This is a genomic window from Polyangium sp. 6x1 (assembly GCF_029946515.1).
Lineage (GTDB): Bacteria > Myxococcota_A > Polyangia > Polyangiales > Polyangiaceae > Polyangium.
Genome location: NZ_JARZHH010000007.1, coordinates 184,405 through 207,953, shown reverse-complemented (window position 1 = coordinate 207,953; position 23,549 = coordinate 184,405). Strand labels below are relative to the sequence as shown.

At 69.6% G+C, this 23,549-nt stretch carries 15 protein-coding genes; 6 read left to right on the top strand and 9 right to left on the bottom strand.

Going from position 1 to position 23,549, the window contains the following annotated elements; translation table 11 throughout:
- Nucleotides 1-6: 6 nt before the first annotated feature.
- A complete protein-coding gene (locus tag QHF85_RS10465) occupies nucleotides 7-351 on the bottom strand; it encodes an FHA domain-containing protein (protein WP_281326971.1) in 345 nt (114 codons plus the stop codon).
- Nucleotides 352-453: 102 nt separating this feature from the next.
- Between QHF85_RS10465 and QHF85_RS10460 the strand changes: the two genes are divergently transcribed.
- The gene (locus QHF85_RS10460) at nucleotides 454-1,134 is read left to right on the top strand and encodes a TetR/AcrR family transcriptional regulator (protein WP_281326970.1); all 681 of its coding nucleotides are present in this window, start codon (nucleotides 454-456) and stop codon (nucleotides 1,132-1,134) included.
- Between the two features lie 205 nt (nucleotides 1,135-1,339).
- A complete protein-coding gene (locus QHF85_RS10455) occupies nucleotides 1,340-3,448 on the top strand; it encodes an ATP-binding protein (RefSeq protein WP_281326969.1) in 2,109 nt (702 codons plus the stop codon).
- 4 nt (nucleotides 3,449-3,452) lie between these two features.
- Here QHF85_RS10455 and QHF85_RS10450 read toward each other — a convergent pair whose 3' ends face one another.
- The gene (locus tag QHF85_RS10450) at nucleotides 3,453-4,205 is read right to left on the bottom strand and encodes an alpha/beta fold hydrolase (protein WP_281326968.1); all 753 of its coding nucleotides are present in this window, start codon (nucleotides 4,203-4,205) and stop codon (nucleotides 3,453-3,455) included.
- Nucleotides 4,206-4,594: 389 nt separating this feature from the next.
- Here QHF85_RS10450 and QHF85_RS10445 point away from each other — a divergent pair, with 389 nt between their 5' ends.
- Both QHF85_RS10445 and QHF85_RS10440 read left to right on the top strand, forming a co-directional pair.
- Nucleotides 4,595-5,110, top strand: coding sequence for a hypothetical protein (locus tag QHF85_RS10445; RefSeq protein ID WP_281326967.1), 516 nt, complete (start codon nucleotides 4,595-4,597; stop codon nucleotides 5,108-5,110).
- Nucleotides 5,111-5,164: 54 nt separating this feature from the next.
- Nucleotides 5,165-5,533, top strand: coding sequence for a DUF4180 domain-containing protein (locus QHF85_RS10440; protein WP_281326966.1), 369 nt, complete (start codon nucleotides 5,165-5,167; stop codon nucleotides 5,531-5,533).
- A gap of 6 nt (nucleotides 5,534-5,539) precedes the next feature.
- Here QHF85_RS10440 and QHF85_RS10435 read toward each other — a convergent pair whose 3' ends face one another.
- Together QHF85_RS10435 and QHF85_RS10430 are read right to left on the bottom strand one after the other, a co-directional pair.
- Nucleotides 5,540-11,110 (bottom strand): Ig-like domain-containing alpha-2-macroglobulin family protein, encoded by a 5,571-nt coding sequence (locus QHF85_RS10435; RefSeq protein ID WP_281326965.1) that lies wholly within the window; start codon nucleotides 11,108-11,110, stop codon nucleotides 5,540-5,542.
- 45 nt (nucleotides 11,111-11,155) lie between these two features.
- Entirely contained in the window at nucleotides 11,156-12,526 is a 1,371-nt protein-coding gene (locus QHF85_RS10430; protein WP_281326964.1) for a hypothetical protein, read from the bottom strand.
- A gap of 162 nt (nucleotides 12,527-12,688) precedes the next feature.
- Between QHF85_RS10430 and QHF85_RS10425 the strand changes: the two genes are divergently transcribed.
- A complete protein-coding gene (locus QHF85_RS10425) occupies nucleotides 12,689-13,333 on the top strand; it encodes a hypothetical protein (RefSeq protein ID WP_281326963.1) in 645 nt (214 codons plus the stop codon).
- A 3-nt stretch (nucleotides 13,334-13,336) separates the two neighbouring features.
- Here QHF85_RS10425 and QHF85_RS10420 read toward each other — a convergent pair whose 3' ends face one another.
- The gene (locus QHF85_RS10420) at nucleotides 13,337-13,831 is read right to left on the bottom strand and encodes a hypothetical protein (protein WP_281326962.1); all 495 of its coding nucleotides are present in this window, start codon (nucleotides 13,829-13,831) and stop codon (nucleotides 13,337-13,339) included.
- 192 nt (nucleotides 13,832-14,023) lie between these two features.
- On the opposite strand from QHF85_RS10420, the gene QHF85_RS10415 reads away from it, so the two are divergent.
- The gene (locus tag QHF85_RS10415; protein ID WP_281326961.1) at nucleotides 14,024-15,406 is read left to right on the top strand and encodes a PAS domain-containing sensor histidine kinase; all 1,383 of its coding nucleotides are present in this window, start codon (nucleotides 14,024-14,026) and stop codon (nucleotides 15,404-15,406) included.
- Nucleotides 15,407-15,434: 28 nt separating this feature from the next.
- Here QHF85_RS10415 and QHF85_RS10410 read toward each other — a convergent pair whose 3' ends face one another.
- The 4 genes from QHF85_RS10410 to QHF85_RS10395 all read right to left on the bottom strand — a co-directional run bounded on the left by QHF85_RS10410 (nucleotide 15,435) and on the right by QHF85_RS10395 (nucleotide 23,511).
- On the bottom strand, nucleotides 15,435-17,540 hold the full coding sequence (locus QHF85_RS10410; RefSeq protein ID WP_281326960.1) for an HYR domain-containing protein: 2,106 nt from the start codon (nucleotides 17,538-17,540) through the stop codon (nucleotides 15,435-15,437).
- A 339-nt stretch (nucleotides 17,541-17,879) separates the two neighbouring features.
- Complete coding sequence (locus tag QHF85_RS10405) at nucleotides 17,880-19,757, bottom strand: cytochrome c peroxidase (RefSeq protein WP_281326959.1); 1,878 nt, start codon at nucleotides 19,755-19,757, stop codon at nucleotides 17,880-17,882.
- Nucleotides 19,729-21,162, bottom strand: a complete 1,434-nt coding sequence (locus QHF85_RS10400) for an alkaline phosphatase family protein (RefSeq protein ID WP_281326958.1) — start codon at nucleotides 21,160-21,162, stop codon at nucleotides 19,729-19,731. The genes QHF85_RS10405 and QHF85_RS10400 overlap by 29 nt, the downstream gene beginning before the upstream one ends.
- Before the next feature lie 45 nt (nucleotides 21,163-21,207).
- A complete protein-coding gene (locus QHF85_RS10395) occupies nucleotides 21,208-23,511 on the bottom strand; it encodes a transglycosylase SLT domain-containing protein (protein ID WP_281326957.1) in 2,304 nt (767 codons plus the stop codon).
- Nucleotides 23,512-23,549 lie beyond the last annotated feature (38 nt).

Here is a 23,549-nt window from a genome sequence, read left to right as displayed (position 1 = left end):
CGTGAATCACGGATCCGAGGGCACGAGGCCTCGCGCGGCGGCCTCCTCGGCGCGCGCGAGCTCGAAGACGATCCGACCGATCCGGATCCGCGTGCCCGGCGAAATCTCGACGACCCCGCGCACGAGCTCGTCGTTCACGAACGTGCCCGAGGTGCTCGCGACGTCCTCGATCGTCACGCGCCCTTCCTCGACGGTGATCCGCGCGTGCCTTCGCGAGACGGTGTCCCAAGCGAGGCGGATATCGGCGCCTTCCGTGCGCCCGAAGACCTGGGCGCCCTCGCGGAGCGGCACGACGGGCCCGAGGTCCCGCGGAGCCTCTTCGAGCACGACGAGCACGAACGACGAGGACATGCGTCGAGGCTAGCACGTGGAGGAAGGCCCCTCGGTCTCCTCCACGCTTGACGGAGGATCTACGGTCGCTTAGGACCGCGGGTCCATTACCGGGTGGTCGACATGCGCAGCACGAGCAAGCCCCAGGCGAGCGAGGGATGGCAGAGGGCGCACAGCGCCGAGCAAAAGGAGCAGCGGCGGGAGGCGATCCTCGGAGCCGCCGCGGAGCTCTTTCGGGAGCGGTCGATCGACGACATCTCCATCGGCGAGGTCGCCGAGCACGCCGGGCTCGCCAAGGGCAGCGTGTATCGGTATTTCGCGACGAAGGAGGAGGTCTTCCTGGCGCTCTTCCTCCAGGCGCTCGGCGCCTGGTTCGAAGAGATCATGCCATTGCTCCGGGGCATCGCGCGCGATACCTCGCCGTACGACGTGTCCGCGCTCGTCGTGCGCACGCTCGCGCCGCGGGAGCCCATGCTGCGGCTTTTGGCGAGCAATTCGTGCGACATCGAGCAAAACCTCTCCTTCGAGGCGGCGCGCGCGTCGAAGCGGTGGATGCTCGAGCATATCGTCGTCGCGGGGGCGGCGTTCGAGGCTGCGCTCCCGGGTTTGCCCGAGGGGGGCGGGACGCGGGCGATCCTGCGGCTCGGCGCGCTCGTGTCGGGGCTATGGCCCATGGGGCATCCGGTCGGCTCCATGAAAAAGGTGCTCGCGGCGCCGAAGATGGCCCCGCTGCGCGTCGATTTCTACGGCGAGCTCGAAGCGTCGTTCGGAGCGCTCCTCGCCGGCATGTCTCGCGTGTCGTGAGCGCGAACGGCGGGGACACATCGGGCGTCGGCCGTCCTCCTTGAAGGACGCATTCATCAGGCGACGCCGGATTCGACAATCAGGGTTCGAACCGCTCGAAGGGAATTCCGTCTTCTGACAACATCTGTCGTTGCCTTCACCCAGGAATTCACGCGGTCGCGACAAACGCTGGAATCCGGGGGCTGACGCAGTCCTCGCGCCCTTCGTGTTTGCGCTGCACGCGTGCCGGCGATCGAAGGAGGTCGCGGCCGCGGTCGCGGGCGACGGGGCGCGGGCCCTCGGCGCCACCCAGGGTTTGCTCGCCGTGCTCGTGGCCGACGAGCTTTCCGTCCCCGGCACGAATGATCCAGCCCCGCGGGGGCTCGCCGCGGCGCTCTCCGTGCCGGGGCCGACGCGGGTGCGGATTGCGGGGCGCGAGGCGTGGGCCGCGCGGCTCGCCGTCGGAGACAGAGTGCTCGGCGTCGTCGCTTTCGAGGGGCTGCGCCGCGAGGCCGCCGCGAAATCACGTTTGTCCAGGCTCGCAAAGCATTGCGCCCCGGCGCTCGCGCGGGTCCTCGCCGAGGAGGCGGAGCTCTCGGCGCTGCGGCTGAGCCGTGAGCTGCTCCGCGCCGTCACGGAGGGGACGCACGATTGCGTCTATGTCAAGGATCTGAACCTCCGGTACGTGATGATCAACTCCGCGGGCGCGGGGGTCTTCGGCCTCGTGCCCGAGGACGTCGTGGGCAAGGACGACGAGACGCTCTTCGCGCAGGACGACGCCGACGAGATCGCCCGGCGCGATCGGGAGGTCCTCTCGAGCCGGCGCACGACGACATACGAGTGCCGCTCGACCACGAGCCATGGCACGACGCGGTTCTGGCAATCGACGAAGGGGCCCTGGTACGACGAGGAGGGGCGGCTCGTCGGCCTCGTGGGCATTTCGCGCGACGTCACGGCGCGGAGGAAGGCCGAGGAGGCGCAGCGGCTCCTCGCCGAGGTGAGCGGCATTCTCGGCTCGTCGATGGAGTACGAGAGCACGCTCGCGGCCATGGCGCGCTTGCTCGTGCCGTCGTTCGCCGAGGGGTGCACCATTCACGTGGAGGAGGCCGGCGAGCGGTATTGCCTCGCGGCGCTCGGGCGAGGGGCCGCGTTCGCCGAGGCCTTGCTCGGCTTCGCGCCGCCGGGGCGCGCGCTCGGCTTTGGCGACCTCGACCTCGGCTCGCGCCGTGAGCTCGAGGGGCGCGGCATTCATTCGCTGCTCGTCGTGCCCCTCGTGATCCAGGGGCACGCGCTCGGCCACATGACGCTGCTCGGCGCCGCGCCCGGGCGATTCGTGGCGGAGCCGGAGCGCGCCCTCGCGGAGGAGCTCGCGCGGCGCGCGGGAATGGCGATCGACCGTGCGCGGCTTTATCGGGCGGTGCAGGAGGCGAGCCGGCTGAAGGACGAGTTTTTGGCCGTGATCTCGCACGAGCTCCGCACGCCCCTCACGGCGATCCTCGGCTGGACCGGCATTCTGCGGCGGGACTCGGTGCCGGAGGCGAGCCGCGGCAAGGCGCTCGAGACCATCGAGCGCAATGCGCAGGCGCAGGCGCGCCTGATCGAGGATCTGATGGACATGACGAGCATGATCGCGGGCACGCTGAAGCTCGACTCCGTGGACCTCGACCTCGTGCATCCGCTCACGCAGGCCGTCCGGGCGATGCGCCCGATCGCGGAGGCGAAGGGGATCCGGCTCGAAGCCGCATTCGAGACGAGCGGCCCGCTCCCTGTCTTCGGCGACGACGTCCGGCTGCGGCAGGTCATCGAGAACCTGCTCGGCAATGCGCTCAAATTCACGCCGCCGGGGGGCACCGTGGAGATCGGCTGCCGGCGCGGCGACAAGGCGATCCTCTGGGTGAAGGACGACGGCGTGGGCATTTCGCCTGCGACCCTGCCGCACGTCTTCGAGCGATTCCGACAAGGCGACAGCTCGTCGACCCGCAGCCACGGCGGGCTCGGCCTCGGCCTCTCGATCGTGCGTTATCTCGTGGAGGCCCACGGCGGCGCCGTGGTCGCGGAGAGCCTGGGAAAGGGGCTCGGCGCGACGTTCACGGTCGAGCTCCCCTTGCGTGTCGAAAAAGCCTCCGAGGTCCGCGCCGTACGAGAATCCTCTGCGCCGCGGCGCGACGACGTGCACGTCCTGGTCGTCGACGACGCGCTCGATTCTCGCGATCTCGTCACGGGCATTTTCAAGAGCGTTCGACCCGACGTGACCGGGGTCCACGAGGTCGCGGAGGCGGTCGTGGCGATGGCCCCGAAGCAACTGCGCTCCCGGCAGGACACGGGTCGTTCCTGAGCGGCTATTGCGCCTTCAGAAAGCTCCTCGCCACGCGGACGAACTGCTCTCGCTCCTCGAAGGCAGCGCCGTGACCGCCGCCCGGAACGACCCAGAGCCTTGCATCGGGGATCGCTCGGTACATTTCGAGGGCGAGCTCGACGGGATAAAGATGATCGCGGTCGCCGTAGACGATCAGCGTGCGCGCCCTGATCGTCGCGAGGTACGGTGGCGTGAAATTCATGTCATCGTAACGATCGGCGAACGCGCGGCCCTGCGCCCAGAGCGCTCCGATTTGTTCGTCGCCGCGCACGTGCCGCTCGCGCATCTCGCGCCATTCTTCCTCGGACCTGCTTTCCGCGGTGAGCTGCCGCATGACGGCGCGCGCCTGCTCCGGAAAGTACGGCGTCGCCGCGGCGATCACCATGGCCTCGACGCGGCCCGGCTGCTGGGTCGCCATGTGCAAGAGAACGTTGCCGCCGCCGCTGAAGCCGATGGCGCGGAATCGATCGATGCCGAGCTCGTCGAGGAGCGTGAACATGTCGCGGGCGACCTCCCGGAACACGAAGGCGCCGCGGGGGTTTCCCGAAAGGCCGTGACCGGGTAGATCGGGGACGATGGCGCGGAACCCTTCGTGGAGGGTTTCGCCGAGATGACGAAAATCGCGGCCGCAGCCGAGAAAGCCGTGCAGGAGGACGAGCGGTTCGCCCTCGCCGTGGATGTCGACGTGCATCTCCATGTCGCCGCGGAGGTGCATTTTGCTCTCGTGTACGCTCATGCTCGAAGGCCTCTCTTTCCGGCGAACAGGGATAGAGCATGCCGAAAACGCTTGCTAGCTATCGATTTTTCATATAAAAGCGTGGTCGGTCGGACGGAAAACCGCAAGCGATGGTCCCGATTTTGTAGTCGGGGCCACGGATTCCGTGGGGACAAACTAGAGAATGGCGCGGTGACGTTCGCGTTGCACGAGCTCGTCTGAGCGGCGCGACAGGTGCGCGCGTCCGGGCGGTGGAGCGCGGGCTTTCGGGAAATGCACGCGGACGGTTTGTCCAGGCAGGCGGCCGCGCACGGGTTTCTCAGCACATCAGCGTGGTCCTCCCTTTGCAGTCCCAGGCGGAGGCTGCCGTCATGGGCAGCCGGAGAACGTCCAGGATGGAGGGAATGCCCATGCGTTCATTCACGATCGCGCGCGCCGCGGTGCTGCCTCTTTTCGGCCTCCTGCTCGCCGCTTGCTCGCTCGGGGGCGGAGACGAGGACCTCGCGCTCGGGCGGGAGGACGTGTCGGGCGTCGAGAAGGGAGGGAATTTCCAGGCGCCCTCGAAAGGTGAGGGCAAGGGCGTCTCGCTGGCCGGCGATGAGGAGTTTGTGCCGGTCGAGGGCGACGCGGGCCACGTGACGGGCGACGCATTGTCCGAGGGCAGCAATATCGAGGGCAAGGGGATCGAGCATCCGCTGCCGACGAAAGGCGATCTCCCGTCGAAAGGCCATCTCTCCTCGGAGAGCGTTCGCGTGGTGAACAGCGCTTGCCCGATGGAGCGGGTGCGAGAGGTCGTCGGGAATTGCGTGGAGGCGCTCACGTATGCGAAAAACCCGGAGACGGGCGAGTGCTGCGTGTATGCCAGGTCGTGCGACGTGCCGAGGAGATGGGACAGGTCGTTCTCGGCGGAGGCCGTTTGCCGGTAGCGTCATCGCGGCGCGATTGACAAGCCACGAGCCCCTCGGCTTAGATGCGCGGCCATGGAGCCGAGCATCGTGGACGAGGGTGGCGTGACGGTCGTGGAAGGCCAGCCGGAGCAGGCGTTCCTGACGAGCGCGCGGGACGTCGATCTCGTGATCGAGGCCTGCTTCGGGAGCCAGGCAGGATGCGCCCTCCTGTACGCAGCGAACCTGCCGGCGGCCTTCTTCGACCTGAGCTCGCGCGTGGCCGGGGACATTCTGCAAAAGCTGAGGAACTATCGGATCCGGCTCGCCGTGGTATGCCCGCCGGGGAGCGTCGAGTACAGCAGCCGCTTCGGCGAGATGGTCACCGAGGAGAACCGCGGCGAGCATTTCGCAATGTTCGAGACCCGCGCCGACGCCGTGCAATGGATCCACGCGTTCAGCTGAGGACGCTCATTTCGCTCCCACCCGCACGTACGTACCACCCGTGCGACCATACGTCTCCGGCGCGTACATCTGCTCGATGTGCGTCGGCGGCGCCGCGAACCGGCCGACGTGGGCCGCGCGGGCGAGATATCGGAATTTCCGGATGCCGGCGGGCACGGTGTCGATGAAATAAATGACGCGGTCGTCGCGCATTTCACGCCGCTCGGCTGGCGTCGCCTCCATGTTCGCGAGCCAGCGGCCGCCGACGTCGTGGGCAAACCGCAAGGGTTCGAGGCCGCCGGGGATCGGGTCTTCGAGGACGACGAACCGGCGCTCCTCGCGGGTGACGACCTCGATCTCGCAAAGCACGACCTGCCCGGGATCGAAGCGGGGCTCGGCCTCGGCGCTGGCGGCGAGGACGGGGCCGCCGAGGTCCGCGACGGGGCGGAAAATCTTCGTCACGTAGAACCCGGCGTCGAGCGGCTCGCGTGGCATTTCCTCGCGGGCATAGCGGAGGATGGCCTCGTAATGGAGGCGGCCCCCGCCCACGGCCTCGAACGTGAGCGGCGCGCCGCGGCCGCGGAAGAGCTCGGGCATGGACACGTTCGTCGTGCGGCGGAGCTTTCCGGACGCGCCGCCGAGGGGGGCGTCCGCGAGCAATGTATCGCCGAGGAAAACCCGCGCCTCCACGGGATCGAGGGGCGCCGGGTTCGCCTTGCGGTACGCGTCGAGCGCGAGCAACGCCCAGGCGGCCTCGTGGGTCGTGCGGTAGGCGCCGCCGGCGCGCGCGTCGATGAGGCCACGCGAAAGGCGGGTCGCGAGGGGGTGCGTGGGGTTCGTCGCGACGATCGCGCGCAGCGCCGCGGCGTCGGTGCGCACGCCGGAGTCGAAGTCGTGCGCGAAGGCATTGGGTTCGGGCGCGCTCGCCAGGTGCGCCGCGGGGCCGTCGAGACGAATGTTCGTTTCGAGGTCGCGCAAGAGCTCGCGGGGCTCGTCCGCATCGGCGCGGCCGGAGACGACGAAGGCGTGGAGCAGGACGGCGCGCGCGAACAGAGGCATTCGCGCGCGTTCGCCGAAGAGCGCGCGCATCCGGCCTTCGTCGGGGCGGCGGGCCATGGCGAGCACGTCGAGCGCGAAGGCGGCTCGTTCGAGCGCGGAAGGGTCCGCCGCGGGGAAGGGGGCCGCGAGGCTCGACGCGAGGGAGCGGGCCGCGCGATCGAGGGCGGCTTCGGGAACGGAAAGGCCGCGACGGCGGGCCTCGTCGAGGCCCCAGAGCGCATACGCCGTGATGTAGGGATCTCCCGAGGACGAGCTGGGCCAGAGGCCGAAGCTCCCATCCTTTTGCTGGTGCGTGAGCAGCCGATCCACCGATTCTTTCAGCGCGGCGTCGACGTCGCTTCCTTTTTGAGGACCGGTTTTTCCGGGTACGAGCGGCACGCCGAGGGAGTCGGCGAGGTCGCGGAGCGCGAGGAGCGGGACCATGCGGCTCACCGTTTGCTCCGTGCATCCGTACGGGTATTCGACGAGCTGCTCGATGCCTGCGGCGAGGCCCGAGAGCGGGGTCGAGGCGAGCGATATCGTGAGGCCGCCGGTGTCGGGCCTCAGGCCCGCGAGGCTCCCGAGGCGCTCGGCGATGGCCGAGGACGTCTCGCCCGTGAGGGTCGCGGTTTCGAGCGTCGTGGGCACCGCAATCCGGGCATCGAGGTCGACGCCGTCGGACGCGTCCGGCAATTCGGCCTCGAACGAGAGGCGGGCTTTGCCGGTGCGGTCGGCGCGGAAAGGAAAACGCACGAGCGCGGGGTGCTCGGGATCGACCGTGACCTCGCGGCGCATCGGGCCCGCGACCGTGAGGCCCTCCTCGCTCGCGGTCACGACTGCGTTTCCGCCGGGGATGTCGAGCGCGGAGACAATCACGGACGCCTCGAATTGGTCCCCCGCGCGCAAGGCGAGCGGAATGCTCGGGCGGACCATGAGCGGTTTCGACGTGGTGACCGTGGCATCGTCCGAGCCCGTACGATCGTCCTCCGCGACGGCCACGGCCATGAATCGATAGGCCGTGAGGCCGTCGGGCAAGGTGATGCGGCGCTTCACGCGGCCCGTCGCGTCCGTGACGAGGTCGGGCAGGAAGGCCACGGTTTGTCGGAAATCGCCGCGGCGGGGGCTGATGCTGGTCGCGCCCATGCGGACCATGGGCGGTTTGGCGCGGTGGCCTCCCGAGAACGTGCGGAGGAGGTCCTCGCGGACGTCCCTCGTCACGGTGGTCGGATACCGTGGCGAATAGATCGCCTCGAATGGCTCCGGCGTGATGTAATACGTGAGCATCAGCGAGCCTTCGTCCGCGGCCCACAAGGTGACCTCGGCCCGCACGGGTTTGCCCTCGGCGTCCTTGGCGACGACCTCGACGTCGAGCGTCTCGCCGGGCGCTGCCTGGAGCTTGCTCGGGCGCACGTCGACGTCGAGCTTGCGGGCCTTGGGGCTGACCTCGATCATGGCGGATTGTGAGTCCGTTCGGGTGCCCGTGAGCGTGGTGACCGTGATCTGCGCATTGGGCATCATGGAGAACGTGATGGGGATGTCGACGGTCGTCTGCGTGCCCGCGGGCGCGAGCGGCACGACGCGCCGGAAGAGCAAGCCCTCGCGCTCGACCGTGACGAGGGCCTCGGTCGGCTTCGAATGCGGAGAATCGAGGAGGACACGTGCGGTTTGTCCGACCTGATACGTGGTGTGCTGGAGGCGCAGGGCGAGCTCCGGAGGGGGCGGCGGAGGCGGCGGAGGCGGCGGAGGCGGCGGCGGCGCGGCGGCGGGTGGGCTCGCGGGTTTGGCCGGGACCTCGACGCGGACGGCATACGAGGCCGCGGCGCGGCGGCCCTTCTCGTCCTTCGTCGTCGCGCGGACGATGACCTCGATCTCGTCGTCGTCGGTCGCGGCGCTTTGCGGGGGAATCGTGAATTCACAGCCGACGGGCGCGGGGCCGCTCGTGACGTCACAGGCGCCGAGCGCGTGGTCCTCGACGGTGTTGTTCCCGCGGCGGACGCGGCGCGAGAATTCGATGTGCACCGGGGACGACCGCCGCTCTCCGGCCGGCGTCACGACGAGGACGTTCGGTTTGAGTTTGTCGCCGGGATTGACCCAGTAATTCTCCGCCTCGGAGAGCGCGACGAGCACGCTGGCCGGATACACGACGGCGCTCTCCTCCGTGGAGCGCGTCTGCCGGTTGAGATCCATGATCTCGACCTTGCAGGTGACCGACTCGACCGCGGTTTGGCCGGGTAATACGATCGGGACACCGAGCGAGAAGGAGCCTTGTCCGTCGAGCTTGCCCGCGCCCTGGGCGATCTGCGCCGAGGGCGCCCGCACGTCGTGCTCGGTGAGCACGTAATCGGTGAGGTCCTGGACGAACGGATCGCGCGCCCCACGGGTCACGACGATCGAGGCGCGGCCGCCCGCCATCGGGGCGCCGTAGAGCATCTCGCCCCGCGCGGTGCAGGTCATCCGCTCGCCGGGCTCGTAGACGTGTTTGTCGAGGCGCACCTCGGCCTTGCTCTCGACGGGACGGTAATGGTCGACGGTGAACATCCAGCGAATACGCTCCCCGTCGAGCTCGGCCTCGGCGCGGTAATACCCGAGCGGGGCGTCCTCGGCGAGGGGCCAGACGGTGGAGAAGGTGCCGAAGCGCGAGAGCACGTGGCGCGTGGTGCTGATCGGGCGGCGCTCGGGGTCGAGGATCCGGAACGTGACCTCGCGGCCGCGCGGCGTGTCGAGCCCCGCCGGGACAGGCACGCGGAGGACTCCTTTGAATTCCACACGTTCGCCGGGCCGATAGATTCCGCGGGCGGAGAAGAGGCGGCCGACGGGCTCGGGCGTGTCGGGTGTGGAGAGCGACTGGTACATCCAATCGTCGCCGCTCCGCGCCACGACGGCGAGCTTGGCTTTGGGCTCGCCCGGCTTTCGCGGGGGGATTCGCAAGGGGATGGACGCGAGTCCCTTGTCGTCCGCCTCGGCCGCGCCGAGGAGCGAGGGGCGGCCGCCGGGGGGAATGTGGTGGACCTCGACCCGCGCGCCTTTGACGGGCGCCGTCTTCGAGAGGCGCGTGAGCCAGACGAGCGCCTCGTCCTGGGCGATCTTCGTCAGCGGGCCGAGGTCGGTCAATTGCATGTCGTGTTCGACGGTCTGCAGCGGTTGTCCGGGCGCGCCGCGATACGTGGCGCGGGCGAGCACGGGGCCGCTCGTGACGCCGGGGGGCAGGTGGTCCTGGACGACGAAGCTCGACCAACGATCCTCATTGCGTTTGCCCGTGGGTGGCGTGAAGCTCAACGATGTCGAAGTGAGGGGGATCGGGGGGCCCGCGAGCCGCGCGAGGATCTGGTTCTGGTCGAGCGGAATCAGCGAGACCGTCGCGTCTTCGGTGTTCGTCACGCCAATCGGCAGGATGCGCTTCTCCGGGGCCCAGTACGTGCCTCGCGCGCCGATGACGACGTCGGCGGGCAGGTCGCCGAAACGAAACTCGCGTTTCACGTCCGCCGGGAGGCGCTGGCCGTGGATGTCCTGGAAGGCGCGGCCGGCGGCGCGGGCGCGAACCTCCACGCGATAGGTTTTTCCGGGCTCGAAGTCCCCGTTGATGCTCACCTCGTGGCTCGATTCGCCGTCCTCGTAGGCGCCGTACACGTTCAGCGATTGCGGGCGGGGGTCGATCACGATGGCGCGCTCGAGGACCTCGTCCGAGACGGGCGTCGCGAACCGGAGCGTGATCGTTCTCTCCGTCGGGTCGCAGCGGTCTTTTTCGACGGGGTGCGGATGGCATTCCGCGGACGCGAGCCCCGCGGGGCCGAGGGTGCGAAATCGGATTTCCTCGGTCTTGCCCGCCGGGAGCTCGCCCTCCGCGCCGCGGAGCGAGGCGTCGATGCGCACGAGGACGTTCGCGTCGCGCGGGAGCGGGGCGCGCGGGGCGAGGACGGCGCGATCCTCGGTGATTTCGACGATCGAATAAGGGACGGGGCCACGGCCTGCGTCGATCGTGACGGCGCGCGAGATCTCCGCGGCCTTCACGCGCTGCGTGAAGAAGAGCGTGATCGACGCGTCCGGGCGAATGCCGGTCGTGCCCTGCGCGGGCTCGCTGCCCGAGACGGCAGGCCGCGGGGTCGAAAAGGAGAGGACGAACGGCGCTTCGAGCGCGCTGCCGTCGACTGCGCGGGTGCCCGCCGGGATCTCGACGCGGAAAGGCGTCGCGGAAGGAAATGGTTTTTCCGGGATGAACTGGAGCGCGCTCGTCCCGACCCATGAGAACGCGCCGGCCACGGCGGGGGTGATCCGGACTGGGGCCTCGGGCGAGCGGGGATCCGCGCCGAGCGCGCGCATGGGTTTGCTGAAGACGAGCGTGACCTCGGGGCTCGCGCTGGTCTCGCCGCTCGGGCCCGCGAAGACGACGCGGAGTGGGCCGGTCTCCGGAGCGCGCGGGGCGAGCGCCACGCGCGGGGCGAGCTCGCCCCGGACGGGCGCCGCGGGAGGTCTCGGCGGGCGCGCGCCGGGAAAACAGGCCGCCGAGGCGGCGGCGAGGGCGGCGAGCACGGCGGCGGCGGGCGAGGGGCGGCGCAAACGCATGAGGAGGCCGGGATCGACAGGCGACGAGGCCCGAGGTTCCCGAGGTTATTCGTCTTTGGCAGGGCGGTAAAGCTCCACGCCCGACGCACCGAACGTCGTGCGCAATGGCTCGCGTTCGCCGTGAGGCCACGCCGCAGGGGTATGGCGCAGGAGGGGATGAGGGCGGAGCGATTCGAAGAGGACGCGGCAAGGGTCGTCCGCCGCGCCGCCGAGCTCAGGGCTAGCTTCGAGCGCGAGGCCGGGGCGATCGCGCGGGGGCTCGTCGCCGAGCTCCTCGGCGAGGGCGGCAGCCATGTCGAGCAAGGCGTCGCGAATGCGCGCGTCCGCGCTCGAACGGGCCGCCGCGCGCATGGCTTTGACGGCCGGGCGCGCTTCCTTTCCGAGGACGTCCTTGCCGGCGGTGGAGAGGGCCGTCGCGAGCGAGAGGCGAAGCTCGGGCGAGCGCGTGGCGAGCAGGCGCGCGACGAGGCGCGGGGCGATTTCGGGAGGCCATTCGTCGGCCTCGCGCGCGAGGGCCTGGACGGCGCGGCTCGGGGGCTCGTCGGGGGCGGCGAGGGCGAGCGCAATGCGCGTGACGGCGGCGGCGAGCGCGGCGCCGCGGGCCCCCTCTTCGAGGAGGATGACGGCCGCGGCGAGGGAGCCGAGCGACGTGCCCGCGGCAATTCGCGCGAGGCGCGGGACGTGCTCGGGGAAATGGGCGAGGACGGCATAAATGCGCGCGCGCTCGTCGAGGGTCTCGGCGTGGACCGATTCGAGGCGCGGGAGGGCCTCGGGCGCGGCCGAGCGCTCGATGGTGTCGAGCAAATACGAGGCGACGAGAGGGCAGGCGCGGACGTCGTCCCGGTCGAGCAGGTGCACGAGCTCGTCGCTCTCGGTGGGATCGAGGCCGCGCACCTCGAAGGCGAGGGTGGCCGCGAAGAGCTGGTCCGGGTGCGTGTCGCGCAGGTGTGGCACGACGAACCGATAGCGACCGGGCGGGAGGATGCGTTCGCCGCCCATCAGGGGGAGCTCGGAGACGATCGTCGCCGCGGAGGGAGCGAGCTCGGGCTGAGCGGAGACGGTGAGGCAATACCCCTGGGGAGGCGGAAAAGCGCGATAGACGTCGTCGAGGCCGAGGCGCTCGATCGTGCCGAAGAGGCCGGGCCAATGGCGCGCGCCGCGGATGGGATCGGGGTTCTTGTTGACGAGGCGGAACGCGGAAAAGGGGGTATCGCCCTGGTGGGGCTCGAGGAGGACGAGGGACGTCTCGCCGCCGCGATTCGCGGGCTCGGGCGCGGGCGCGTCTGGCGGGGCGATTGCGGGGCCACGCGCGGCGGCCTCGCCTGCGCGCGGGAAGGCCGCCCGGGCGCCGCACCCGAGGACAAAAAGCAGGGAGAGCGCCGCGGGAGCGCTCGCGAGGCGGGCGAAACGGGGCATCGCGGCATCGTTGGACGCGCGGGCGGCGGCGGGCTTGGGGGTCGATCGATTTCAGCGCGCGGGCCCGCTCACGTCCGTCACCACGGATCCTTTCGTCGAGCGCGTCGCACGGTGAGGGGGCGCGCTTGCGGGGTCATGCCCGGGTCGATAGACTCCGCCGCCATGTACAAGGAGACGTGGGCCTGCGATCCGTCGTCGCTTCGGCATCGAATCGGGGAAGGGCCATTTCGCGTCCGCGGCGTCTTGTACATGGGGAATTTCGAGTACGCGACCAAACGCACGCCGGGAGGGCTGCCGGCCGTGTACGCCGCGATGGCACACCCCGAGGTCGAGGCGTTCCTCGACAATACGATTTTCCTCGCGACGTCGAGCTACGACCTCGTGCCGGCCATCCATTTCCTTCGCGCGCTGGCGAAGGTCGAGGGGACACCCTTCGACAAATTCGTCCGGGGGCGCGCGCGCCACGCGGGCGAGAACAACGTGATGGGGCTGTACCGCGCGCAGATGCGGAGCTCGTCGGCCGCGGACATGGCCCTCCGGCTGCCGCGGATCTTCGAGCGTTATTTCGAGAATTGTCGCGCGGAGATGACCATCGCGACCGAGGGGCTCGCGGAGGGGCGGTTCTCCGGCATGGCCGCGCCCATGCTCGGGTTTTACCTGTGGTGCAACGAGGGTTTCATCGAGGGCGCGCTCGGCGCCGCGGGCGCGCGGGACGTGCGGTATGTGTGGTCTTCGCCCCTGCCGGACGGCGAGCGCGACGGGACGCCGCAAAAGGCCCTCACGGTCCGGATCACCTGGACAGCGTGACCCTCATTCGTCGTCCTCGTCCTCCGGCACGACCTTCCCTTCGTACAGGGCAAACGCGACCTCGAAGCCGTCGTCCTCGAACGACGAGACGACGTCGTCGAACGAGGCGTTCTCGTGATACCCGAACCCGATCTGATCCGTCGGGCCGAGCACGCCCTGGAGCGCCTCGCTTTCGGCCGCGGCGAACGAGCGCAGGACGCCGAGGAGCGCCTCCGCCGCGGCTCGCGGGGCGGGCTTCTCGGGGTGCCGGACGAAGAGCTCCATGAGGTCCGCGTCGTCCTCGATCAAAAACCAGATGGGCCGCTCGGCGTACTTCTTGACGAGCGCGGCGTCGGCGAAGCCGCGCAGATCCCCGAATCGACCGAGGACGACCGTGGGCGCGAGCTCTTCGTCCTCCTCGCCTTCCTCGCCCTCGTCGAGCTCCTCTTCGTCGATCGGCGAAGGCTCCGCTTGCTCGGGCGCGCGTTCTTGTGCCTTCGGATCTCGTCGTTTGTCCATCGTGCTCTCCGGGGTCCTCGCCCCACGTCGCTTCGGTCACCGCCTGTGTGGGTGTCCCCGATGAACGTGTCCATCGACACCCACGCGCCGTCGTTTTTACCCCACCCCGGCCGCGTCCGCGACTAAGATGGAGCTTTGCCTCGCGCTGGCCCCTCGCTTTTTCGCGGAGGGGATCGCCCGCGGGAGCCGCCCATGCGTTTCTCGCCCCTCGCGGATAGCCGCCTCGAAATCCTGAATCTGCTCGACCAGCCGGTCTGGATCACGGACCCGGACGCGGTGCGCATCGTGTGGGCGAACCGCGCGGCCGTGTCGCTCTGGCGCGCCGAGGACGTGCGCGAGCTCGTCAACCGCGACCTCGCGCCGTCACCGACGATTCGCGCGACGCTGCAGCAGCTCCGCGATCGCGTGGCGGCCGGCGAGCGCGTCGGGTCGGAGCGGACGATCTATCCGAAGGGAGAGGCGGTCCGCGTGCACATGAGCTTCAAGGCATTCCCGCTGCCCGACGGGCGCGGGGGCCTGCTCGTCGAGGCGGCGCCGATTCGAGACGGGGCCGATCCCGAGGTGGTGCGCGCCGCGGAGGCGGTCCGATACGCGCCGCTCGTGGTGACGACGCACGCGCTCGACGGTTCGCTCCTGCAAGCGAATACGCTGGCGCGCGAGCGGTTCGGCCATGCATTCTCGTTCGAGGGGATCTTCGCCGAGAAAGAGGAGGGGGCGCGCGTGCTCGCGCAGGTCGCGGGCGGCGCGCCGTTCTTCGAGGACGTGGAGGTCGTGACGACGGAGGGGCCGCGGTGGTTCTCGGTCGCCGCGCGGCCGATTCCCGATCCGGTGACGGGCAAACCCGGCATTCTCGTGAGCGCGCACGACATGACGGCGCGTATCGAGGCGGAGCGCGCGAAGGACGAGCTCGTGAGCGTGGTGAGCCACGAATTGCGTACGCCGCTGACGGCGATCCGGGGTGCGATCGGGCTCGTCGTGGGCGGCGTGGCGGGAAAGGATCCCGAGCTCCAGGCGGAGCTCTTGCAAATGGCGTCGGAGAACGTGCAGCGGCTCGGGCGGCTCGTGGACGATCTGCTCGACGTGCGAAAGCTCGCGGCGGGGGGCATTTCGCTGAAGCTCGCGGACGTGGATCTCGCGGACGTGGTGCGGGGCGCGATCGAGCTGCATGCGCCGGTGGCCCAGGCGAAGGAGGTCGGGGTGGAGGCGGACGTGCCGGAGGGGATGCCGGTGTTCGTCGATCCGCAACGGATTCAGCAGGTGGTCCTGAATTTCCTGTCGAATGCGATCAAGCATTCGCCGGCTGGAGAGGTCGTGCGGGTGCATGCGCGATCGAGCGCGGAGGGGTTCCGCGTGGAGGTCGCGGATCGGGGGCCCGGGGTGCCGGAGGCGTTCCGGGACAAGATTTTTCGGCGTTTTTCGCAGGCGGACGCGTCGAGCACGCGCAGCGTCGGCGGGACGGGGCTCGGGCTCTACATCGCCAAGACGATCGTGGTGATGCACGGCGGCCGCCTCGGATACGAGAACGGGGAGGCGGGCGGGGCGCTGTTCTTTTTCGAGTTGCCGGCGAGGGGGTGACCCTGGATCGGCGCAAGGACGGGGCGATTCAAGGGCGACAGACCTGGTACGCGTCGCCGCTGTCCACGGCGGGCCCGCCCATGTTGGGCGGTATGCCGACCGGGCAGACGCCGTACGAGACGTTGCCCGACGCATCGGTCACCCGGAAGTGGATTTCGTACACCCGACCATCACTCAGGCCCTTTCGCTCCACGCGCAGCGAGACGGTGTCTTCATCGACGATGACGATGTCCGGCGTCGCGTTGCCGTTCCCCAGCACATTCGGAGCTTCGTCCGAGGTGACACACGTGATCGTGGCCGATGCGACGGACGGGGCGAGCACGCCTCCGCACGTGTCGGTCACCGTGATTCCGCAATCGCTCAGGTGCACGGTGGTGAACTTGTGATTCAGCGGCCCGGAGATCGAAAGCCCGTTCGTGGTGACGAGCGGCGGCGTGCTGTCGACCACCTGGATCGTCGAGGTGCAACTCGAGGCGTTGCCGGAGGTATCCGTGGCCGTGTAGGTGGCGACGGTCGTGCCGAGCGGATACGAGCCCGCGGACGGACCGTTGATCGTCATGTCGGAGCAGACATCGCTCGCTTGTGCGGCCCCGGGGACGACGTCGGCGGCGCCATTGCCCGTGCATTCGGTGACGATCGCGTCAGGGCACGTGAGGAGCGGCGTCGTCGTGTCGACCACCGTCACCGCCGTGGTACACGTCGCCGTATTGCCTGCCACGTCCGTCGCCGTATACGAGAGCGCATGGACGCCGAGCGATAAGCTCGCGGGTGCGGGCGCGGCCACGCTGGCGCCGCAGTTGTCCGTAGCGATCATGGCGGGCGGTGAGACGAGCGCCTGCTGGTTGCCCGTGCACTCGACAGCGACGGAAGCCGGACAGGAGATGCTGGGAGGCTCGCAATCGTTCACGGTCACGGTCGCCTGGCAGGTACCGATCTCCTGGCCGTCGGAGACTTCCACGAGCACGCTGTTCGTACCCACGGCATAGGGACCGGCAGGGGATTGCGTGACGGTGAGCGGATCGCCGTCCGGATCAGATGAATTCGCGCCGAGGCCAGAGACCTGGGCCGAGCATTGCCCTGCGTCGTTGCAGGTCGTGACGTTCTCGCAGGCCGCGAGGGGCGGCGCGTTTTCTCGAGCGCACGCGGCGCTGCAGCCGTCGCCGTCGATCTTGTTGCCGTCGTCGCACGCCTCGAAGGGATCCACGTCGCCGTCCCCGCAGACCCAGCAGTCCTGGTCCGCGCCGTCGATGTTCCCGTCGCCGTCGTTGTCGTCGTCGTCATTGCATACCTCGGCGGTCAAGAGCGTGCCGGGTCCGCCGAGGATGACGGGTTTGCCCTGATGGATGCCACCACTGTCGTGCGTGGCGAGGACGCTGAGGCCGGAGTACCCCTCCGGCCCGATGAAGACGTTGTGAAAGCAGCAGTGGCTGAGGTTCGTTTTCGTGACGCCCGGGACGAGCGCGACGAGAGCCGGCGTGGGGGCCGCGTCGGCGAAGAAGGCACTCGCCGTGGTGAGCGGCACCGGCAAAAAGCCCCAGCCGCCCGAAACGCCGGCCTGCGTCAGCGCGACGAGGGACCCTCCCTGGGCGTTCACGAACGTCGCGATGTCGGGCTTTCGCGTGTTGAGCGCGGCGATCTGGAGGTTGTTGATACCGCCGCTCGTATTCACGGAGGCGGAAGGGATGTAGAGCGCGGCATAATTCGAAAAATCGACCGTCTTGATCTGCGCAGGGTCGGTCACGATCGTGATGACGGCGCCTGGTCCGCCGAAGCCCGGCTTGTTCCAGCTGATCAGAGCGGACTGCGCGAAGCCTCCGTTCACGCCGATGGCCAGGATGCCCGTGCCGGCCGATTTCGACTGCTCGACGGCTTGCTTCAGAAACGCGACGTAAATGCCCCCGCACGCCTTGCCCTGGCAATGCCCGCCGTCGTCCGCGTCGTCCCCCGAGACGACGACGAATCCGCCGACGCTCAACTTTTGCGCAGCCACGCCGAACTCGTCCTCTTCTTCCAGCGGCGACTCTGCGAGGCAACCGGAGAGGAGGCCGAGCAGCGCGGACGAAAGCAGCGTGCCCTGAAAAAGCCGAAGAGAGCGTCTCCGCCCTCTGGAAATACCATTGGATTGCGTCGTCATAAGGATGGATTCCCCCGATGTCCCACCACGACGTAAGGTCAATCAACGCACCGCAGCCGTTCCCATGAACGGTGCGAGCCCGACGATGACGCGACTCCGGCGGCCGGTGGCCGCGCAGCGGTCGTACGTCGAAAGGAAGTCCCGATTGAGTACCATGCGGCTCGTCGCCAGCAATGATTAATTTTTCGTATTTCCACGGGAGCCCCGGTCATCGTCGTGACCACGCGCGGGCACAATGGATGGCCTCGCGGGACGGTGCCTCTTTGTCCCGTCAGGGGCGAAGCGAGGGCTCTCGCGGGCCATCTTCGGCCGGGGCGGTGCGCCCGACGTCGGTGGCGTTCAGCGCGAGGGAACGAGTTTTTCGGGCGGCGTCTTGTCGAGGAGCGCCTCGCGCAGGAAGGCGAGCAGTACGCGTTTGTCGTCGGCGGACAAACCGAGTGGGCGCACGTCGGGGTCCTGGTTCGGGACGGGGAGGCCGAGGCCCTTGCCGCCGCCCTTGTCGTAGAAGTCGACGACCTCTTCGAGCGTGCGGAAGGCGCCATTGTGGAAATAAGGCGCGGTGCGCGCGACGTCGCGGGTGGTCGGGGTCTTGAATGCGCCCTCGTCGGCGGGGCGTGAGGTGACGGCGCCGCGGCCCCGGTCCGGATCGAGGTTTGTGCCGTTGGGTTTGTCGGGGACGCCGAGGACGGCGAAGACGGGGACGGCGAAATCGGCCGGGCGGGAGCCACCGAAGAAAGGAGGAATGTGGCAGCGGGCGCAGCGGCCTTTGCCGGCGAAGACGTCGAGGCCGCGGCGGTGCAAGGGCGAGAGCGCAGCCTCGTCGCCGCGGGCGAACGCGTCGATCGGGGCGTCGCCGGGAACGAAGACGTTGGATTCGAAGGCAGCGAGGGCGCGGCCGACGTTTTCGGGCGTGACGCCGGGCGTGGGGAGCGCCTGGAAGAGGGCGCGGAGGTCCGCGGCGGATTCGATCGCGGCGACGAGCTCGTCGGTTTCGAGGCCCATTTCGGCGCGGGCGCGGATGACGCCGAGGGCCTGGCGCTCGGGCGAGAGCGCGCGGCCGTCCCAGAGCTGGGCGGCGTGCAGCGGCCCATAAAGTAAGCTCGGCGTGTGGCGCAGCGTGACGGCCGGATCGAGGGAGGGCGGGCGCGGGAGGCCGTCGGAAAATGCTTTTTCGGGGACGTGGCAAGTGGCGCAGGAGCGAGCGCTGTTCTTGGACAAACGTTTGTCGAAGAAGAGCTTGCGGCCGAGCGCGGCCCAGGGGGTTTCGTCGCTGCTCGGGCCGCGCAGGCTGCTGCGCGCGGCGGGGAGGGTGAAGGCCGAGATGGGTTCGTCCGCGTCGCCCTTCGCGACCGGGAAACGGGCGCGGTAGGGCAATCGCACCGGGAGGCCGGCGGCAGCGGCGAGGCGGCGGAGGGCGACGCCGAGGCGGCCCGTGGCGAGGACGAAGCTCGCGCGGTCGTCGAGGTCGTTTGCGGTTCTGGCGGCGTCGAGGCGCGCGCGGAGGGGCCGCGTGGCCTCTTGCACGGATGCGAGGGCGGCCGGGGTCTGGGCGGCCGCAGGGGTCGCGAGGGCCGCGGCGGCGGATTCGATGAAATCGAGGGTGCCGCGGAGATCGGCGAGGACGGCGGCGGAGCCCTCGGGGACGCCCTGGATCGATTCGAGCGCGAGGGCGCCGAGGTCGTACGCGGCGAGCGAGAGAGCTTGCGCAACGGGAGCGGGCGCCGGCGGAAGGCGGCGCGCTTCATTCTGGAAGAGGCGCAAGGCGCGGTCGAGGGCGGCCATTTCGACACGCGCGGCCGCGGCGTCCCCGCGAACGAGCGCGGCGTCGAGGCGGAGGAGCGCGCCGCCGGCTTCGTCGAGGGAGCGCAGGGGGCCGAAGACGACCTCGCCGCCGAGGGTGTCCGGCCTGCGCCAGAGCGGCGCGCCCGCGGCGAGGGCGCGGCGAAGGTCGAGGTAATGAGAATCGGCGTCGCCCCGCCCCGCGGGCATCGCGGCCGTGAGCGCTTCGAGGGCGTCGAGGCCGCGGCGCGCGGGCTCGTCGACGATTCGCGTGAGCGGGGAGGGCGGAGATTCGGGCGGGGCCGCGGTCGCGCTGGGCTTCGCGCTCGCCTCCGTGGGGGCGGGGGCCTCCGGCTCGTCCGGGCAGCCCGCGAGGACGAGGGCCGCGAGGACGAGCGCGGAGAGGCGTTCAGGGCTCGTAGAGCACCTGGCAGGCATCGATCTTGGCCTGGTCGACCGTGGGCATCGCGAACGTCGGGGGCGTGGCATGCGGGGGGTTTTCGAAGTCGAACATTTCCCACGGCGCCTCGGCGTTCGCATCCCGATTCGTGAGCGCCGGCATCTGGAAGCGGGCCTCGATGAACCGGACGATCGAGGTGTGGTCGTAGGTCCGGTGACCGACGAAATGCTTCTTCGCGTAGGGCGAGACGACGATGAGCGGGACGCGGACACCGAGCTGGTCGAATTTCGCGTCCGTGTCACCCTCCTCGAGGTCCGGCGCGATGTCGTCGGGCGGACAGGCGGGCGGAGGCGGGACGTGGTCGTAGAGGCCGCCGTGCTCGTCGTACGTGAGGAAGAGGGCGGAGCGCTCCCAGGCCGAGCTCTTCGCGAGGGCGTCGATGACGTTGGCCGTGAATTGCTCGCCGAGCATCGCGATCGCGGGCGGATGCTCGTCGTTCTGGGCATATCCTTCCCGCGCGATGCCCGGATCGACGAAGGCGACCTGGGGCAGGGTGCCATTCTTGAGGTCCTCGAAGTAGGTCTCGATCGGGACGTAATGGCCGTGCTCGTCCTTGCTGTACTGGAGGTACTTGTCGACGAAGATCGCGGAGCCAGGGGTGGTGGAGACGTAGACGCGCCAGGTGACCTCCCGCTTTTCGAGGTAATCGAAGAGCACCTCGTCCGGCGCGACGAACGTGTTGTGGACGGCCCCGAAGGAGCTCGCCGCGTAGAGGTACATGCGGTTCGGCCACGTGGGGCCAGGGACCGAGGCATGGTAGTGGTCCGCGATGGCGAACTCGTTCGCGAGCCAGTAATAAAACGGCAGGTCGTCCTGGGTGTAGTAGCCGAGGCCGCGGCGGCCGCTCAAAAGCTCCTCGGGGGCGCCGGGGCTCGGCAGCTCGTGCCAGCCGTCGTTCGTCTTGAAAAACCCGTCCATCTTGCCGCCGTTGATCTGCTCGTGCGTGCCCGTCCATTCGTGGTTCGTGTCCACGAAGCAGAGCTGGGTGTCGCGGAACGGGGCGACGGCGGTGCCGGTCTCGTCGGGGTTCGTGAAGTTCTCGGGCGCGACCTCGACGTCGGTCTGGCCGTACTCGGGCAGCTTCTGGAAGTAATGGTCGAAGGAGCGATTCTCCATCATGACGACCACGATGTGGTCGACGGGAATCTCGGCGCCGTAGGGGCGCGACGCCCCTTGCGTCTCCGCCGGGAGCATGCCCGCCGTGTACCCGCACGAGCTGCGCTTCGTGGCCGCCTCGTCGTCGCTCGGCGGATCGACGTCGCGGTTCCATTCAGCCGGGCCCGGGAGCGGGGGCGTGGTCTGCGGGTTCTCGTCGGGCGTCGTGCAGCCGACGAGGGCGAGGGTCGGGAGCAAAGCGAGGAGCAGAGAGCAATCGCGGCGCATCGGCCCCATCATCGCGCGCGAGCCCGGCGGCTGGCTACGAGAAAATCAGGGCGCAGGCGGGGGGAGCTCCGCGGCCCGAGGCGCCTTGGGCGTCACCGTTTTGTCGGGCGCAGGCTTGTCGGATGCAGGCTTGTCCGGTGCGGGCGGAGATGTCTCGTTGCGGAACGTCGCAGGCTTCGTCGGCCCCTCGTCGGGCGCAGGCTTGCCGTCCGTCTTCGGCTCGTCGAGGTCCTCGCTCGGCGCGGGTTTGTCCTCGACGGGGCGCGCGACGGCGACGGCCTCGGCCTTGTCGTCCGGGGCTTCCTTGGCAGGCGCCGGCGCGGCCTTCGGGGGGCTCGCCTGCGCGACGTACACGACGACCTTGTCGCCCGGAGAAAGGGAGGTCGTGCGCGAGCGGTGGTTGATGCGCTCGAGCATGCCGAGACTGAGATTGTATCGCTTCGACAAACTGCGCCAGGTGTCGCCGTCGGCGGCGGCGACCTCGAGGCGCTTGCGGCCCTTCAGAGCCTCGAAATGGGTGAAGAACTCGGTCGAGCCGACAGGCAGGACGCGGGCCTCGGGCTCCTCGAGGACGAGCGCATTCGTGAGGGCGCGATCGCGCGGGACGTAGACCTGCAACGTCATGCCGTCGTGGAGGGAGGCCGTGGGCTCGAGCGTGTTCCAGCGGGCGAGCTCGGCGGCGGAGACGGAGAGCGCGGAGGCGACCTCGCGGGCGGTGTCGCCCGAGACGACGCGATAAAAGACGCGGCGGCGATCGGCGTAGGTGAAGGCCTCGGCGGGGACGACGATGACGGGCTTTTCGCCGCGCGCGCCGGAGAAGACGCTGGCGACGGTGGGTTTGTCAGGGCCGTCCTGGGGGACGAGGAGGACGGTGCCGGGGCGGACCTGCTCGCCGGAGCGGAGGCCGTTCAAGGAGAGCAAGGTGCTCTTCGTGGTGCCGCGAAGGGCGGCGATGTCCTCGATCGATTCGCCCCAGCGGACGACGTGACGCTCGGTTTTGTCCTCGCGCTCGAGGAGCTTGGCGACGGTCTTGGATGCGCGGGCGCCGGTGCCAGGCGGGACACGGACGACGAAGGAGGCGCCCTCTTTGCCGTCAGGGCCGAGCGGCGGCGTGCGAGCGGCGGGGAGCTGGGGATTCAAGTCCTCGACGGCGTCGAGCTCGACGCCGGCCGCTGCAGCGACGGTGCGGAGCGCGACGCCGGGGCCGACCGAAAGTTTGTCGAAGGTGACCGCAGGGTCGAGCTCGACGCCGTCGCAGCCGAAGACGGCGCAATTCTTGGCGACGATCGCCATGGAGACGATCTTCGGGACGTAGAGCGCCGTTTCGAGCGGGAGGCCCGCTTCGAGGCGGCTGAGCTCCCAGAAATCGTTCGTGTTGTATTTGCGAATGGAGGCGAGGAGGCCGCCGTACCCCATGTTGTACGCGGCGAAGGCGAGCTCCCAGGTGCCGAAGCGGCGGTGGAGGTCGGAGAGGTAACGCGCGGCGGCGAGGGTGGAGCGCTCGGGGTCGAGGCGTTCGTCAATCCAGCGGTCGACGGTGAGGCCATAAATGCGGGCGCCCTCGGGCATGAACTGCCAGAGGCCGGCGGCGCCGACGGGCGAATGAATGGTCGGGTCGAATCCGCTCTCGACGAGCGCGAGCCAGACGACGTCCTCGGGCAAACCCTGCTCACGAAGGACGCGGCGAATGGCCGCGCCATAACGTCCGCTCCGCTTGATCCACGAGGCGACCATGGAGCGGCCGCGAGGGTTGTTCTTGTAAAACTCGAGGTAACGGAGGACGCGCGCATCCCAGCGAACGGGGATGTCGGGGAGGTCGAGCTTTTTGATGAAGGAGAGGTCGGCCGGCGGCGGAGGCTGGAGCAGCGCGGGGAGCGGCGCCGAAGGAGGAACGCCGGTGGCGAGGAGGACAGGGCCGCCGCGATCGAGGGTGGGCAGGTCGTCCGAGGGCCAAGGCGCGCCGGCATTCGGGGCCGTGGAGAAGAGGGCGAGGTCGAGCTCACGGAGGGCGCGAAGCTCGGAGGATTCGTCCACGGAGCGATGCTGGCTCGGGGGCAGCCCAGCGATGGCGCGGCGGGCATTCTCGTCGGGCTCGCCGGGCTCACCGGGCTTGCGCGTCGCGGGCTTTTTGCCGGTGGGCTTCTTGGCCGCGGGCTTCTGCGCGGGCTTTCCGGGGGCCTGGGGCTTGGGCTTGGCGGCGGCAGGCTTGGCCGCGGCAGGCTTGGCGGCCGCGGGCTTCACGCCGGCAGGCGCGGGCTTGGGCTGAGCGAGGCTCGGCGGAGAGACGATCGCGCCGGCGAGGAGCCAGCCGGCCGTGACGAACACGCGTGCGGCCTTTCGAAAGCGCATGACCCGAGGGCCGGTGTCTCACGGTGGGGACGCGGGGT

Excerpts from the sequence above, each read along its gene's own strand:
- QHF85_RS10465 (WP_281326971.1), bottom strand. The coding sequence starts at position 351 with ATGTCCTCGTCGTTCGTGCTCGTCGTGCTCGAAGAGGCTCCGCGGGAC.
- QHF85_RS10460 (WP_281326970.1), top strand. The coding sequence starts at position 454 with ATGCGCAGCACGAGCAAGCCCCAGGCGAGCGAGGGATGGCAGAGGGCG.
- QHF85_RS10450 (WP_281326968.1), bottom strand. The coding sequence starts at position 4,205 with ATGAGCGTACACGAGAGCAAAATGCACCTCCGCGGCGACATGGAGATG.
- QHF85_RS10445 (WP_281326967.1), top strand. The coding sequence starts at position 4,595 with ATGCGTTCATTCACGATCGCGCGCGCCGCGGTGCTGCCTCTTTTCGGC.
- QHF85_RS10440 (WP_281326966.1), top strand. The coding sequence starts at position 5,165 with ATGGAGCCGAGCATCGTGGACGAGGGTGGCGTGACGGTCGTGGAAGGC.
- QHF85_RS10435 (WP_281326965.1), bottom strand. The coding sequence starts at position 11,110 with ATGCGTTTGCGCCGCCCCTCGCCCGCCGCCGCCGTGCTCGCCGCCCTC.
- QHF85_RS10430 (WP_281326964.1), bottom strand. The coding sequence starts at position 12,526 with ATGCCCCGTTTCGCCCGCCTCGCGAGCGCTCCCGCGGCGCTCTCCCTG.
- QHF85_RS10425 (WP_281326963.1), top strand. The coding sequence starts at position 12,689 with ATGTACAAGGAGACGTGGGCCTGCGATCCGTCGTCGCTTCGGCATCGA.
- QHF85_RS10420 (WP_281326962.1), bottom strand. The coding sequence starts at position 13,831 with ATGGACAAACGACGAGATCCGAAGGCACAAGAACGCGCGCCCGAGCAA.
- QHF85_RS10415 (WP_281326961.1), top strand. The coding sequence starts at position 14,024 with ATGCGTTTCTCGCCCCTCGCGGATAGCCGCCTCGAAATCCTGAATCTG.
- QHF85_RS10410 (WP_281326960.1), bottom strand. The coding sequence starts at position 17,540 with ATGACGACGCAATCCAATGGTATTTCCAGAGGGCGGAGACGCTCTCTT.
- QHF85_RS10405 (WP_281326959.1), bottom strand. The coding sequence starts at position 19,757 with ATGCCTGCCAGGTGCTCTACGAGCCCTGAACGCCTCTCCGCGCTCGTC.
- QHF85_RS10400 (WP_281326958.1), bottom strand. The coding sequence starts at position 21,162 with ATGCGCCGCGATTGCTCTCTGCTCCTCGCTTTGCTCCCGACCCTCGCC.
- QHF85_RS10395 (WP_281326957.1), bottom strand. The coding sequence starts at position 23,511 with ATGCGCTTTCGAAAGGCCGCACGCGTGTTCGTCACGGCCGGCTGGCTC.